This is a genomic window from Mangrovibacterium lignilyticum (assembly GCF_010882175.1).
GTDB lineage: Bacteria > Bacteroidota > Bacteroidia > Bacteroidales > Prolixibacteraceae > Mangrovibacterium > Mangrovibacterium lignilyticum.
The window spans coordinates 760,454-776,762 of sequence record NZ_WKLH01000002.1; the positions used below are offsets into that span (position 1 = coordinate 760,454).

Here is a 16,309-nt window from a genome sequence, read left to right on the forward strand (position 1 = left end):
CAACAAAAAACAGCTCATCCGCTTTGGATGAGCTGTTTTTGTTGCGTTGGATAACTAACACTTACTTCAACTTCCAAACCAGCACACCGGCTGTTGGGAGCGTTGTTGTTCCAACTAAGATTTCAGTGCCTTCAGGCAGGTTCATCTCAACGTTTTTATCCGAATAGTTGAGCGCGATGCCAAAGCCGTCGCGATACTCAACGATGATGCCCTCCGGATAGTTTTCAACCGGAATATTCAGCTTATTGTACAGTTTCGTCAACACGGCCTGTTCCAAATCACCCGAATTGCTGTCGGGGCCGACGTAGGTAACCGTACCTTTTCCCAGCTGGTGGAATGTCACCGCTGACTCACCGGCATAGAAATCATCCGAATAGCTGGCCCAGCTTTCGGTGCCGGTGTTTGGTTTCAGAATGTCGCCCCAGCTGGTCCAGGCAAATTTCCGGTCGTCCATCTTCACGGTATCCGGTGCATAAGGGCGCAACAAGTCGTAAAATTCGATCTCCGCGCCAATCATTGCCCAGATGGGGGCAGCATGCGGGGCTTCCCACAAATGCCCAAACCCATCCTGGTGACCACTGCGGCACGACAGCACCAGGTTGCCGCCGTCGTTGGCATAATTCCACAGTTTCGAGATCAATTCCAAACTCATTTGCTGGTAAGCCGGAACCACAATCACCGGGTATTTTGCAAAATCCATTGTGTCGCGGATAAAGTCGACCGGCGCGCCAAAACCTTTCAGCGCCTTGTAATATTTCAGCACATGCGCTTCGGTATCCCATACCGAAGTTTGCTTATTCTGGTTAATGGCAACCGTGTTATCCGGGTCGTACAGCAGGCCGGTTTTGCGTTTCCGGTAGTCGGCCGGTACACTGTTATCGCTGTAGTTTTTCCGCAGCAGTTGCATCTCTTTCATGAACTGTTCAAACTCTAAACCGCCGGATGTTGGTGTCACCCCATCGGTGCCGATAATTCCGGCATGGTACTGTTCGAAACCATAAATCGGCGCACGAAAACGGTAGGTACAGGTAAATTGGCTGCCTCCGGCAAACACATGCCACAGCCACAAATGTACCGCACCGGGCAGCGGCTGCGAGTTAATGCTTCCCCAGTTAACCTGTCCGGGTTGCAATTCCATTACTCCATAGAGCGGCGTCAATGGCCTGAAGTAATCGTTTGCCATAGCAATGCGCGAATATTCTCCCACCCGGTAACCTTTGGGCCCAATGCCGGGATGCTCGCCATAAACCATGTAGCGGGTGTAGCTGATAAAGTCGAGCTCCTTGCTGGCGCCGATGTAACGGGCATCGTAATTCGGAATATAGTTGGTGGTAATCCATTGTTTCGGCCCGGCATACTGGCGAATCACCTTAGCCTGCTCATCCAGGAAGTTTGCGGTTTCGAAATCGCAAAAGCGACTGTGATCCAAACGCTGATACAGGTTCATGCCCCACTGGCTGTGCTGCGGAATGTCAATCTGGTTGAAGTCGGTATAAGTGCCGCTCCAGAAATTGGTTCCCCAGGCCTTGTTCAGGGCGTCAATGGTTTGGTATTTGGCTTTCAGCCAGGCACGGAAACGCGTTTGCGCATCTTCACCAAAATCGACATTCGAAGCCGGTTCGTTATCGAGCTGCCAACCCATAATGCGGCTGTCTTTGCCGTAATGTTTGCCCAGCTCGGTAATCATTTTCATCGAATACTGCCGGTACAGTTCGCTCGAGAACGAGGCATGCTGCCGCGAACCGTGGTCCATTTGAGTTCCGTCTTCGCGGGTTTTCAGCACTTCGGGATATTTGCGTACCAGCCACACCGGCGGCGTAGCTGTCGAGGTACACATAATGACTTTCAACTTATTGTTGGCAGCCAGTTCAACAGCCCGGTCCAACCAGGCAAAGTCATACTTCCCTTCTTCCGGTTCCAGCTGTGCCCAGGCGAACTCGGCAAAGTGGGTGTACTCGAAGCCCATGTCGGCCATCTTTTTCAGATCGCGTTCCCATTGGTTCTCATTCCAATGTTCAGGATAATAGTAGGCTCCAACGGTGGTCAGCTCATTATCGGGGAACCAGGCTTGCGGGTTTTGAGCCAGCGCACTGAACGCCCAGCTCAGCAGGATTCCAATCGTGAATAGTTTTCTCATCAGGTTTATTTTATTCGTGTTTAGTTTGAAGCTTTAGGGGTGCAGCGGTTTCCAACCGCTGACTCTATTTTCGCGACACGCTTGGAAAACACATCACCCATGACTCCGTTTGAATTACAAGTTTAAGCTTTTTACTTCTTTTTCGTTCCTGTCGTCCAGGTCGCTTACCCGCTGCAGGTCGAGGTTTTCAACGTCTTTCAGCTTGAAAAGCGGACCTTCAGACTGGTTCACCACCCGGATATCCGAGAACGAAACTCCTTTCACATCGTCGAGGATGAATGCCGGGCGGGCATCGGGAATTTCGGTTTCGAGGGTGATGTGATGCATACTGATATTGCGGGCATGGCGCATGTAAAATCCCCAGGCGGGAATATCGCCGAACTCCTGCGGATCGGGATAGCTGTTTTCCAGCTCCGGAACCTCAACCAGCGCCTGAGATGCCGGAGCTCCTCCTTTCACCCGAATCCAAATGTTTGAAAAGACAATATCTTCGACATCATGCCCGGGAATGCCCATGAGCATGGAGCCATACTGCGGGTTCGAAGCCGTTACGATAACATTGTCGACCAGCACGCGTTTGAAGCTCCCCACCGGCAGCTCTTCGGGGCCGCGCATCCGACTACCCAATCGGAAAAAGAAAGGTGCATTCAGAATATCTTTCATCACGATGTTGGAGACGGTAATATCTTCCAGTACCGAGCCGTCAACCGTTTCGAGTGCCAATCCGCGGCAATGCTCGAAGGTGCAGTTTGAAATGGTGATATTCCGGAAATTGCCATTCGACTCAGTTCCCAGTTTAATACGCCCGGTAACAACGCCTTTGTCGGGCGCGACTTGCTGTGTTGTTTGATACGTGCCGTCGAGGAAAGTCCCTTCGTCGAAGCCAAAAACCGCACAGTTGGTAATGGTTACGTTTTCGCAGGGAGCCGCATAGCCCAGCGCGTACGAGGCTTTCAGCACCAAAGCATCGTCGTTCGGCGAATTCAGCGAACAGTTTGAGACCCGCACATGGCGGCAACAATCAATATCGATGGCATCGCGGTTCGTGTCAATCTTTAAATTATCGATGGTCAGGTTATCCACACCGGTCGCGATAATGGCGAAATGCCCGCCATGTAAAATTGAAAAATCGCGCAGCACAACATTGCGGCATTTCTTCATAGCAATGGATTTATTCCCTAAACCGGGCCGTGGATTGCCCCACTTCTGCAAGCCCTTTCCATGAATTAAACCGGGTCCGGTGATTGAGATATTCACCAGATTTTCACCCCAAATTAAACTGTTCTGAAAATGGCTGTGACCAAAATCCTGGTAGTGCAACGAGTCGCCCCACATATTCGGTTCCGGATCGTCGTATTTCCCGTTGTGCTCGTCCATATTGGCGGCTACCAGGGTCGCTCCGGCTCCAAGGTGCAAATTAATATTGCTTTTCATTCGGATTGAAAAGCTGAGGTACTCACCGGCCGGAAACAGCACCGTTCCCCCGCCGGCCTGCGATGCCGCATCAATCGCGGCATGAATGGCTTCGCTGTCGAGCTGCACGCCATCGCCCGACGCGCCAAAGTCTTTCACATTGTACACGCCGGCCTGCTGCGCCCGAAGCGTAACACCGGCCAGTAGTAAGAAAATTAAGACGAGTGATTTTTGAAACATGGGTCGTTTAGTTTGATTTGAATCGTAGTTGCATGCAAATTTAATGATTATCACCATAAACGCTGGCCATTTGCCGGTTGAAAAGACGAACAACTCGCCGCTCGTTACAAACAAAGTGCAGCCGGCGCTTTAACTATTTAGTCACGGGCTCCCGCTTCGCCGGGGAAGCTTTAACTATTTAGTTACGCCGCCACCGATGCTTCGGGCGGGCTTTAACTATTTAGTCATGCCTCCACCGGAGCGTCGGGCAGGCTTTAACTATTTAGTCACGCTCCAACCGGGGAGTTCAGCGTGCCAACAGCTAAAAAAAACAGCCGGGCAGCGCTTTTACCCCTACCCGGCCGTCTCCATCCACGTATCCCCGGTTTATTCGTCGTAAAACTGAACAGAGCTGTCGTTTATGCTGGTGTTATGCTTTTTCACCAGTTCAATCATTTCTGCACCGGCCAGCAACACCGGGCCATAGCCGTGTGCGGCGTACACATTAATTGGGCGGTAATAGTAGAATGCCGGGTCGAAACCCATGCCGGTACCCACGCAGGTTCCTTCCACTTCACCTTTTTCGTTCACCTTGCTGGCTACAGCATTCCAGGCCAGGCAAGCCATTGGGCCATATACTTTGGCATCGACATAACCGCGATTAATCGCGCGGGCAATGGCATAGGTATAGATGGCCGTTGCCGAAGTTTCCAGGTAGGTATCGTTGCGGTCCAGCAGCTGGTGCCAGAAACCCGTTCCGTCCTGGTAGTTGGCCAAACCGCGAATATGTTTGCGCAGGAGATCCAGCACCTGGTCGCGACCGGCGTAGTCCTGAGGCAACACTTCCAGCAACTCGACCATGGTCATTACAGCCCAACCGTTGGCGCGTCCCCAGTGAAACTGCGGATGCTCGTCCATTCCCTGAATCCAACCGTGCATAAACAGGCCTTTGTCGTAGTTAAACATGCGCTGACCAAATTGCACCACTTGTTTCACGGCGTCGTCGTAGTATTTGGTATCGCCGCTGTAGCTACCCATTTGCGCCAAAGCCGGAACGCCCATAAACAGGTCGTCGAGCCAAAGCGAGTTGGGTTGCGGGCGGTTGCGGGCGAGCGTGCCGTCTTCCAAACGGAACTCTTTATCGCTGATGTAGTCGATGTATTTGTTGATGATACCATCCTGTCCCTCCGCCTTACCGGCTTTGGCTGCTTTGATCATGGCCGCGCAAATAGCGCCGCAATCGTCGAGCGCATGCGGATGCACCGAGTGATATACCTGGTAATCTTTGTTCTTACTTTTTTGTTCGAAGGCTTCGAAAGCCTCAAGCGCTTTGACTAAAAAGTTCAGGCGTTCGGTTGTGTAAGCTGCATATTTCGGGTCGCCAGTTTGTTCCGAGACCAGTAACATGCCGGCATAAGTAACCCCCCATTCGTAGCTGGTCAGGCGGAAGTCGCCCGGTTTCAAAATGGTATTTTCGTCCACTTTCGAAAGGTCGGTTACTTCGGCGCCCGTGTTTTTATCCACCAAACTGGCCGGTGTTGTTGCATCCAGATAGTCATAAATCCGGGTAAGGGTTTGCTCAATGGCAGCCACTCCCGGCTTTCCGTAAGGCGTGGGGTAATCAGGTTGAAGCAGATGCAGCGGAGTCGTTACATCGTTCACCTTTTGTGCACTCGCGCTGTTCCAGCCCAATGCCAGAACCAAAGCGCTCAGTAAAATAGCTTTCATTTTCATCGTTTATGGTTTTTAGTTTATCAATTTACAACAAGTAATTTTTCAATCGTCACGCTATTGCCCGAACTACCCGATTGCAGTAATCCCGGGGGCAATTTTCAGTATCTGGCATCTCCTGTTACTGATCCCAGGTGAAGCCTTCCAGGTTTTCAGCAATGTTCCGCTCTTCCCGAATCGTGTCGGCATCCACATTCGTCAGGCCGACCCGTTTAACCGGCATCTCCCGCTGCCCTAATATCCGGTAGGTAAATTTCACATTATTGGCTTTTATATTTTCGAGATAGACGTCGGAAATCGGTGTCAACCGAACCTCGTACGTGGGCACCAAATCGCGCCATTGGTAAAGCACATCGGTTTCAATGCCCAGGATGCCCTCACGCATTTTGTCGGCTTTAACATTCGACACGTAAATATTTTTCACAAAGCCACCCCGGCGTTCATTGGTTTTAATGAAAACCAGGTGAAACATACTTGCGCCATCGGCAACAGCGCAGTTGTCCATCAACACGTTCTCAACGCCACCCGACAATTCGCTCCCGACCGCCAGCAACTGGTGTCCGTTTCTCACAAAACAGTTCCGAATCACCAGGTTCCTGGTTGGTGTGTCCAACCGCCAGGCATCCTGGTTCCGTCCCGATTTAACTGCGATGGCATCATCGCCCTGGTCGAACACACAGTCTTCAATCAACATATTTTGAGTCATTTCCGGATCGACGCCATCATTGTTGTGGCCGTGTGCATAAACCTGCAAATTACGAATGACCACATCTTTACACAGGTAGGGATGAATGGTCCAAAACGGGCTGTTAGTGATTTTAACACCATCGAGCAACACATTTTCACTCCGGTTAAACTGAATAAACTGGGGGCGCATGTTGGCTGTGTCATTCACCATTTGACGATCTTCAACAGGAACTCCCTTTCCTGCCAGTTCATACAAGCGCTTTAAGCTGTTCATGTGACCAGCAGGACGCGAGAACCAGTTTTTCCAAAAGTCCATCCGGGCTTTCAACTCTCCCTCACCGGTAATGGCCACATTTTGACATTCGAAGGCGTAAATCAACGGTGAATAGTTGTAGCATTCCAACCCTTCCCAAGTGGTGTGCACGGCTGGCAAATAGTCTTTCGGATTATCGGAAAACAACAACACCGCGCCTTTTTGCAGGTGTAAGTTGACGTTGCTTTTAAAATGAATCGTACCGGTCAACCATTCGCCTTCAGGAATGACCACCGAAGCACCGCCGATCTGGTTAGCCGCATCGATAGCTTTGGCAATGGCCTTGGATGTTTTTTGCTGATCGCCTTGGGCTGCTCCAAAATCAGTAATCAGAAACGCCGGACAATCGCTGAAATCCGGGTAAGAAATGGCCGGCATGTCGAAAGGCGCTTTAACGGTAACTTTTTTAATCTTTAGTTTGTTTTTCGTCGGTGTACATGACGAGAAAATGGCAACAACAATCGCGAGTAGTAATAAATTTTTCATGAAGTCTATTAATTGGTTTTAGTAGTCTCGTTTCATTTAGTCAACAATTTCTATTCCATCAGGTACCCTTACCGTTGACGTCATGTCCCCGTTTTCATCCTTCTCATATCTCAGGAAAACAACGCCCATTGGTGTCGGGAAAGTACCTTCGGCCCACTCCAGATCACCCAGATGCGGTTCAATCTTCAGCTTTTTGCAGCCCGGCTCCAGTACTTGTACCCCGAGCACATGCTCGCTTAACCAGGCTGTTGGTCCCGATGCCCAGCCGTGGCAAAGGCTCCGGCGCAAACCGATATAACAGTAGTCGCCCGTGTCGTGGTGGTAATCCAGTTTCCCCTCCGGAACAACACTGTCAATCGGAGCAGCATTGGTTGCTTCCTCCAAATCGAAATCTTCCCAGAAGGTTGTCGCTCCCAAATCGAGCATGCCTCCCCAATACTGACGGATATTATCCAGTGCCACCCTATATTCGCCGGCCATTGCTTGTGCCTGAAGCATGTAATATCCGAAGAAAGTTGAGAAGTTTTGGGGTCCGCCAACTTCAATAACCGCCTGATTTGCTTTTGCCGCATCCATTAAACGGGAAAGCGCCAGCAACGAAGCAGCCTGCTTCGACTTATTGGGATCAGGAACATTTTCGCTCATCTTTGCTGCAAGTTTCGAATAATCTGCTGCTTTTAGATCTTCACCCAGAAATCGACAAAGCCGGGCTCCTTTTTCAAAAGTCATGACCATCAAAGCCTGTAAACCCGCGTGTACAGCCTCCTTATTATCGAATGAGGGCCAATCCATGAATCGCATCCCAACATTCTCGAGCTTTTCATGGCCGTCGTCATCAACATAGTGCGTAAACTGATCGAGTAAAGCGAGCAAATACCCTTTTTGTTCCGTCAAATAATCCAGCCGTCCCTGGTACATATACCAGTCGTGCTGCATAATCACCCACCACATCGAATACGAAGGAATGCCATTCATAAAGTTCGGCAGCGGCGTGTGCTCCCGCAGAAAATCCAGTGTTTTCGGAACGACTTCATTATAGCCGAATACGGCATTAATGGTCATTATTTCAGGATGCATATCTCCTGCCCAAACCATGCGGTCACGCTTGATCCCGTCCCACAGGTAATCCTGCATACAAAGATGAACCGTGTAGGCGCCGGTTTCCCAGATCTTATTCAGTCGTTCGTCACTGCACTTAAACGATCCCAGGTAAGGAATGTCTCTCAGGGTAGCCACTGCACGAACTTCTTTAATCGCAACAAAAGCATCTGGTTCCAGCAAGTCAATCCGCACAAAACGGAAGCCTGTATTACCGACTGTAGCCGATCCATAACCCGGTAAAGTCAATTCAAAATCGCGCATGGCGTGGTGGTTGGTTGCGCCGCCCGCCTCGCCGGTTGTTCCGTCGCCAATAACATCGCTGCTGGTTTCGCTCACCGACTCTCCTAAGCGTACGCGCACTTTCCGCGTCACACGATTACTTTGCGATGTGGTAATCTGAATCCCTCCTTGAATCTCTTTGCCAAAATCAAGAATAATTCCCGATGGGGAATCGCCTTTATTGATGATTTTACAAATCGGTTGAGAGCCAAAGAACGCTTGGCTATTGCCTTTATTCAGTAAAACATCGGGATTCGTAATTAGTGAATCGGGCGAAGTCCACACAATTCGCTGGGGTGCAAGATAGATTCTCGTCAGCGGATCAACTTCAGCTTTCGCAACCATTTCGGTGGAATAACACGGTGGGAATTGAGCAAACACCCCTTGAGCTTGCAGAAACAGAAATAGAATCAGTATTTTGAAATGAGCGGACGCAAATTTCCGGGATGGGTGGACACTGCGGTTAGTTTTCATTGGTTTAAGTAGTTTTCTATAGTAGCGAAAAGTCTCTGCAAGATAACATTTAAACAGCTTTCATCTATCGTAAAGCGCTAACATATGCAACGGCTAACCTAAATCAATCAATAGGTAAAAAAGAAAATACAGGGGAAAATTCCCCTGTATTTTCATATCATCAAACGAGCAATTAATAACCCGGGTTTTGCATAGCAGACTTCTCATCTGAAGTCAGTGGACGTCCCTCGGTGTAAACTCCATCCAGGAATGTCTGCGGGATCGGCCGGAGGTTATGATAAGTCTGAATATTCGGAGAAGCTTCAGGATTATAGGCGCGTACTCTGTCTACCAATGTCATGGTACGGCTTAAATCTTCCCAACGCAACCATTCACCGCAAAGCTCTCGCGTGCGTTCGTTCAGAACCAAACACATCATGCGATCATAGTCACTTGAATACCCTAATGTCGTCATTATCGCTTCATCTTCTGCCGGTAAGTTCGAAGTACTGCTAATTGTCAAACTGGTAGCAGCTGTGGTCTCCGGAATGTTGTTGGACTCGTAATATGAATTTTCATTCATATAAGAGTTATCACTAAACGGCTGAGTATAATCGGATGTCGGATAGGATTCGGCACCATCCATATAGTATGAACGGTCTTCTCCGGCTTGATAAGCGCCACGGTTACGAACTTCATTAATATAAGGCAGTGCATCGGCATAGGAACCGGTGCCCAAAGAAGCCAAACGTATTTTTGCTTCAGCAAGCATCAAATAAGTCTCCGCAGAACGGGCCAGAATTTCATCGCGCATACCTCTGTTATCATTGATGGCTGTCCGGTCTGATTCAAAGTGCTTTGATAATGAAGGCCACCTTGGGTTTGTCAAGAGCCCTACACCATCGGCAGCATGTGCCACATATACGTGAGGGATCGTCTTTCCTGTTTCACTGTACAAGATATTTGGATCGTTGTTATTTACCGTGTTTGAAAAACGGGTATCATCAGCAGAGTTGATCACATACATGATTCCTAAATCAACACCCGGAGTGTAAGTGATACCACCAAATTCGCCTCCTTTGTTTACCCGATGTTTCGTGCGGAATACTTTCCAAAAACGGGAATCATTGATATGGTCAAACACATCATAAGTGAAATAGGTACAAGCCATACGGCTATAAGGGCGCATTCCCGTCAAGTCACGTTTCATCATTGCCATGTCATCGTAACGGGCTGTAAAAAATACGTGACTTTGGTTATAAGTGTCAAGCGCGGGATCACGACTAAATGATGCCGACAAAATTAATTCCGGCAGTGATTCATTATCGCCATCAGGTTCAGTATAATACCAAAGATCCTGATAATTGTCGGCGAGCGGGTGATTGGCAATCACTTCCTCCGACAAGCTCACCACTTGTTGTAGGTCTGCTGCCTTTGTATCTGAGTTCCAGTAGTCATTAATTTCACTGGCACGTGTTAAATAAGCTTTTGCCAGGAAATGGGCGGCCGCATCTTTCGTGATTTTATTCGGCGTTGAAGCTGAGTTATCTAACAATTCATAGGCTTTGGTAAAATCCTCAATTACTTGCGCTAATACCTCTTTTACGCTTGCACGTGTGAATTCTAATTCAACGCTCGTACTTGGTGCCAATTTTAAAGGAACACCACCATATTGACGAGCTAATTTTAAATAGTCAAAGGCGCGTAAGAAATAGCCTTCGCCCAAAGCCGTTTCTTTGATCGCATTGTTTGTCGATTCAATATTGGTTGCCGATTCGATTAACTGGTTAGCATAGCCAATACCGAGATAAGCATTATCCCAGGGTTCCTCAGCGGTAGTCCTGATCGTAGTGATACTGGAATTAAAACGGCTGTCATAATTATTCCATGCACTATTGGTATCGTCACCTCCTACATGAAACTCATCGGTTCCGTAATTGGTAGTACCAAATTGATATTCCGTGCGAAACGGATAAGCAAAAATATGGTAATAAGCACCTACTGCTAGTTCCTGAATCCCTTCCTCTGTATCAAAATATGAAAGGTCCCTTTCTGTTTCCAAGGTTTCTTTCAAAAAGGAATCCTGGTTGCAGGAAGTTACACCTACTATTAATGCAAAAAGCGTTAATAGGTGTGTATATATTTTTATATTCTTTTTCATAAGTCTCATTCTTTTTGAATTTAACATGTCTTAAAATTGTAGATTAACACCCATTACAAAACCTCTGTTCGCATAGTGTTCTTTCGTATCCATATCCCTGAAAGACACTTTTTTGAAAACATAACCAGGATTTAATGCCTGAACATAGACCCGTAGCTTGGAAACGCCCAGTTTACCGGTAATCATATTAGGTAAATTATAACCTAAAGAAATATTTCGGATCTTTAAGAAAGAACCATTTTCAAAGCCCAACGATCCATAATACTGGTCACCAAAGCCGGCAGAATAGATTGGTTTTTGATAATCGGAGTTGGTGTTATTCGGAGTCCAGTAGTTAATCTTTCTTTGTTGATAGCGTCCAACCTCTCCTTCACCTTCGGCGTCATAAGTATATCCGAAACGTCCGTACATGAAGACTGATAACTCTAAGCCCTTATAGGTAAACGTATTGGTTAAACCCAAAATATATTTCGGAATCTCACTACCGATGATGACACGGTCGTTATTCGCATCTATCTTATAGTCACCGTTCTGGTCTACCGGACGGACATTACCTGCTGTAAATGTATGCCCGTTGTCATTGAATTTTGCCATTTCAGCAGCATCCGATTCCTGCCAGATTCCGGCAGCCGCATAGTCATAAATGATGTCTTGAGATTCACCGATAAACCACTCATTGTTGATGTCGTCTTCTTTACCGTTTGCCAGCGAAACAATTTCGTTGTTTTGGTAAGAAGCGTTAAACGTGGTTGTCCATTCAAAATCATTGACGGAAACATTGACGGTGGTTAATGTTAAATCGAGACCGCTGGATTTGGTTTCCCCAATGTTAGCATAGGTATCAGAATAACCTGTAACAGTAGGGATTGATTTTTGCAATAACAGATCGGTCGTGTGAGAAGTGTAAAAATCTAAACTACCGGAGATTCTTGACTTCACTACTGAAAAATCAAGTCCGACGTTGTATTGCGTGGTTTTTTCCCATCCCAAATCTTTATTGGCGAAGGTTGGATCAGTATATTGCCCGGCTGTAGAAACGTTTGAAAATGGATAGAATATGGCAGTCAGCCTACCCTTTGTAGAATACGGGTCAATAGCTGCATTACCGGTAGCCCCAACACCCAAACGTAATTTTAACTGGTTTACCCAATCAACATCAGCCATAAAGTCTTCCTGGTCCATACGCCATCCCAAAGCAGCACTGGGGAAGAATGACCATTTGTTGCCTTCTGCCAATTGTGAGGCTCCATCGTAACGCCCTGATGCCGTTAACAGGTATTTACCCTTATAACTATAGGTTAAACGTGCCATGTAAGAAAGCAATGATGATTTGGTGATGCCGGAATCCCAACTTTTAAGGGAACTAACAGCATCAAACGCATTCCATTTTTGGCTTTCAAGCGGAATATTATCTGCAGCCATCAAATTGCTTTCTGATTTAAATTTTGTTTGACTCTGCAGTAAAGTCACCCCAAAATCGTGTTCCCCAATCGTTTTATTATATAACAATAAGTTGTCGAGCGTATAAGACAACCGCTGTCTTTTTTGTAAAAGAGCATAGGCAGAACCGCTTCGGATGACCGAATTTCCGTCAATATAGACACCGTTGCGCCAGTTTTCCATATCCGGACCAAAATTGACGCGGTATTTCAAGCCTTCCAATACCGGCAGAATATTACCGATATCCACCATACCATAAAAACTACCAAAAGTACGCACGGTAGTCCGTTGGTCTTGTGAATATTTATCTTCGTCGATGATTGTCTTTACAGCAATATCACCACCGGGATAATCAATTTTGTTGCCCTCAGAATCATAAGGCAATGTATAAGTGAAGACACTATAGGCCTGGTCGTACAACCCGTCCCGAACAGATACCGCAACGTTACCTGCAGTAGACTGACCGAATTCCTGGATACTGTAAGACGAATTCAGCTTAACACCCATTGAGAACCAATCGGTGGGGGTAACGTCAATACTAACGCTTCCGTTATAACGCTGGTAACCTTGTCCTTTTACAACACCTGTATTATCGGTATATCCAAAGGATCCATAGGCTGTCATCTTTTCAGTACCACCACTGGCGCTGATTGTATTTGTGGTGGTCATACCGGTACGGGTAACAAAATCAGTCCAATTTGTTGTTGTTAACTTTGATGGATCCCAAGTGCCACCGGCCCAGCCTTTTTCGATATTACTGAAAGCGGTTTCATCCCCGGTAAAAATTAAGGCATCATTTTCCAGTGTAGGCTGATCACCTCTCGGATAAACGCCCGGAGACGCCAGTTCGTAATGTTTTGCCCAACGACGATATTCAACATACTCGCCAGCACTGAACAAAGGCGCGTATTCGTGTACCTTTTCCATCGTAACCGAAGAATCGAAAGTCAAGGTAAACTTGCCGGCTTTCCCTTTTTTGGTGGTAATCAAAACAACACCGTTTGCACCACGTGATCCATAAATGGCTGTAGCCGATGCATCTTTTAAAATGTCAATCGATTCAATGTCGTTTGGATTCAGGTTGTCAATTCCTCCAAATGTAAATTGGTTATTATCGTCCCCCTGTATATCTGAAGTTGAGGAAACCAAAGGAATACCATCGACGACATAAAGTGGCGTGTTAGACGCAGTTAAAGAACGCACACCGCGAATGGAAATGCTTCCAACTGTACCGGGACGTTCGTTCGAAGAAATATCGATCCCTGCAGCTTTACCCTGCATCGCCTCAACAGCATTTTTCACCGGCCGGGAGGTTAACTCTTCAGCGCTAACACTTACCGTAGCACCGGTTACATCCGACTTCTTTTGCACACCATAACCGATGGCAACAACTTCTTCCAAACCAATTGTTTCTTCTTCCAAAACAACGTTGATTTGAGTTTTCCCGGCAACCGGTATTTCCTGCGTTTTCATACCTACAAAAGAAACTTGCAGGATCGCCTCTGCCGGAACATTACTGATGGTATATTTACCGTCGAAATCGGTTATTGTACCATTGCTGGTTCCTTTTACGACAATGGTCGCGCCGGGAATCAGTTCTCCGCCAGCTGATTTCACAACTCCGGTTACAGTTCCTTGCTGTTGCTCGCTGGCAAACGGATTTTCTCCGTTTCTCATTAAAATAATCTGGCGGTCAGCAATTCGATACGAAACGGCTGTTCCTTCGAAAACTTCACTCAGGATTTCTTCAATATTGGCATTCTCCAGACTTACAGAGACATTCCGGTTTACATCAACATCTTCATTCGTATACAGAAAGAAGAAATCAGTCCGATCTTCAATTGATTTCAAAACTTCCCGGACTTTTGTGTCTCTGAAGGTTAGGTTCAGCTTTGTTTGCTGAGAATAAACGCTTGCACTTAAGTGCATGCATGTAACTAAGAGCAGGATAGTGGTCAGTTTCATAATACGCAACCATTTTTGAAGAAGACATAATTCTTCCTCCGTACTAAACAATTTTTTTTTCATAAGTTTGTAGTTCTAGTGTTACAATTTTCCCTGTTAAGGGGGTTTGTTACGCAAATTCATGCACCGCGTGAAAAATTAGAGGGAAGTGGTTCCAGCACTTTCCTTTTTTTTTTCAACGATGACTGATAAATACTTGGTCTTCGTCTATTTCATAGTTCATTGGTGTTGTATAAGACAATAAATTCAACATTTCACGTAAACTTTCCGTTTTAATGGTCATAGTATATAGTTTGGTGACGTTTAGGTTCTTTTCTATTGTAATGTCAACATCGTACCAGCGTTCCATTTTCTTGACAACTTGTTCGAAACTGGCATCCTGAAAACGTAACAGATTTTCTTTCCAGGAAGTGTATAATTCGGTAACAACTTTCCGCTGAGTTGTTTCACCACTTGAAATATCCAATGAAAGTTGATTGCCTGGGAGTAGATCAGCATCCTCATGGGTTGCATTGTTAATCGCAAGGATTTTTCCTTCTTCCAACGTTGTAGTGACTTTGTGGTCTTCACTATAAGCATTAACATTAAACCGAGTGCCCAATACTTTGATGTCCATCGCCGGTGTACTGACAACAAACGGTTGTTCGTTGTCTTTACGAACAACGTCAAAAAAAGCTTCACCATCCAGTAGAATTCTTCGTTCGTGCGTTGAAAACGAGGTAGGAAATGTGAATCGGGTTCCCGAGTTCAGCCAAACCCTGGTACCGTCGTAAAGAACGATCTCAGACCGTTCTCCATAAGGAACAATAATCTCATTAGTCGCAACGACTTCCTCCGACATAACTGAAAAAACTGTTTTATAGCCCCATGCGCCAATCATTAGGGCGATAATAAAGACTGCGGCATAACGCAGAAAACCAGAATAGGCTAAAATCCGTCGGGGTGCCGTTTGCTTTTTAAAGTTGCCCCACATTCGATTGATTTGCTCTTCCGAAGCGGAAGATTCTGCCAAGTGCTCAAAGCCTTCCAATATAAAGATCGCCTGGTCAATATCGGCTTTCTTTCTAGGATAGCGATCCAAAAACAACGCCCATTCGCCAGCAGACTCTTTGGACAATTTACCCAAAGCCCAAGCTCTGAACTCGTCGTCCATTACAAAATCGTCAGCTGTATATTGAGCGTATTTTTTCATTTTATTTCGGGGTCACTTACACAAATAAGGCAACCGGAAAGAAAACATCATCACGAAAAATGAAAAAAATTAATGTTTTTTTAAAATACCGTAGATAAAGAGCATACTTGCCGATAAAATTTCTTCTTGCAGCATTTGCCGAATTGACTTAACAGCCCTGTAAATCAAATTCCTGCAAGCCTCAACACTTATTCCCAGAATTTCGGCAACGGCATCGTAATCCAATTCTTTTTTAAAACGGAGATAAATCGCTTCACGCTGTCGGGGACTCAACTGTTCCAGGGCTTTATTAAACCGAATCCATTTAACCTGCTCGGTTTCATTCATAATTAAATTATCCTCGGGAGAAAGATAAATACCAAAAGTGATTTCGGAACCGGATTCCGCAGTATATCGACTTTCTTTTTTTAAGTGCCGGAGTAATTTTCGGCGAAAGGATTTTAGCAAAAACAACTTAATGTTATCGGTAGCACCAATGGTTAAGCGATTCCGAAACAAATCAACAAAAAGATCCTGAACGGTATCTTCGATCAGCTCTTGATTTTGAGTGAAGCGGAAACCATATTGATAGAGTATTTGGAAAAACTGATGGTATATGCCAGAGAATGCTTGTTCATTCCCACGCTTAAACCGCTCCCATATAATGGTGTCTTCCATAACCAAGTTTAGTTCAGTTTAGCGAGTATCTATGTGTCATCACAACCCAATGGATCATTGAGACATACACAAACT

General features: G+C 46.3%; 9 protein-coding genes. All 9 read right to left on the reverse strand.

The window, feature by feature from the left end; all coding sequences use genetic code 11:
• Positions 1 to 61: 61 nt before the first annotated feature.
• The 9 genes from GJV22_RS10360 to GJV22_RS10400 all read right to left on the reverse strand — a co-directional run bounded on the left by GJV22_RS10360 (position 62) and on the right by GJV22_RS10400 (position 16,234).
• Complete coding sequence (locus GJV22_RS10360; protein WP_163712624.1) at positions 62 to 2,137, reverse strand: beta-galactosidase; 2,076 nt, start codon at positions 2,135 to 2,137, stop codon at positions 62 to 64.
• A gap of 114 nt (positions 2,138 to 2,251) precedes the next feature.
• Entirely contained in the window at positions 2,252 to 3,790 is a 1,539-nt protein-coding gene (locus tag GJV22_RS10365) for a rhamnogalacturonidase (RefSeq protein ID WP_163712627.1), read from the reverse strand.
• A 366-nt stretch (positions 3,791 to 4,156) separates the two neighbouring features.
• Positions 4,157 to 5,503 (reverse strand): glycoside hydrolase family 88/105 protein, encoded by a 1,347-nt coding sequence (locus tag GJV22_RS10370; protein WP_205461832.1) that lies wholly within the window; start codon positions 5,501 to 5,503, stop codon positions 4,157 to 4,159.
• Between the two features lie 118 nt (positions 5,504 to 5,621).
• On the reverse strand, positions 5,622 to 6,986 hold the full coding sequence (locus tag GJV22_RS10375) for a glycoside hydrolase family 28 protein (protein WP_163712630.1): 1,365 nt from the start codon (positions 6,984 to 6,986) through the stop codon (positions 5,622 to 5,624).
• Positions 6,987 to 7,022: 36 nt separating this feature from the next.
• Positions 7,023 to 8,840 carry an alpha-L-rhamnosidase-related protein gene (locus tag GJV22_RS10380; RefSeq protein WP_163712634.1) on the reverse strand — a complete coding sequence of 606 codons (1,818 nt, stop codon included), beginning with the start codon at positions 8,838 to 8,840 and terminating at the stop codon, positions 7,023 to 7,025.
• A 172-nt stretch (positions 8,841 to 9,012) separates the two neighbouring features.
• A complete protein-coding gene (locus GJV22_RS10385; RefSeq protein ID WP_163712637.1) occupies positions 9,013 to 10,980 on the reverse strand; it encodes a RagB/SusD family nutrient uptake outer membrane protein in 1,968 nt (655 codons plus the stop codon).
• 30 nt (positions 10,981 to 11,010) lie between these two features.
• The gene (locus GJV22_RS10390; RefSeq protein WP_163712639.1) at positions 11,011 to 14,448 is read right to left on the reverse strand and encodes a TonB-dependent receptor; all 3,438 of its coding nucleotides are present in this window, start codon (positions 14,446 to 14,448) and stop codon (positions 11,011 to 11,013) included.
• 112 nt (positions 14,449 to 14,560) lie between these two features.
• Positions 14,561 to 15,577, reverse strand: coding sequence for a FecR family protein (locus GJV22_RS10395; protein ID WP_163712642.1), 1,017 nt, complete (start codon positions 15,575 to 15,577; stop codon positions 14,561 to 14,563).
• Between the two features lie 69 nt (positions 15,578 to 15,646).
• Positions 15,647 to 16,234 carry an RNA polymerase sigma factor gene (locus GJV22_RS10400; RefSeq protein ID WP_163712646.1) on the reverse strand — a complete coding sequence of 196 codons (588 nt, stop codon included), beginning with the start codon at positions 16,232 to 16,234 and terminating at the stop codon, positions 15,647 to 15,649.
• Positions 16,235 to 16,309 lie beyond the last annotated feature (75 nt).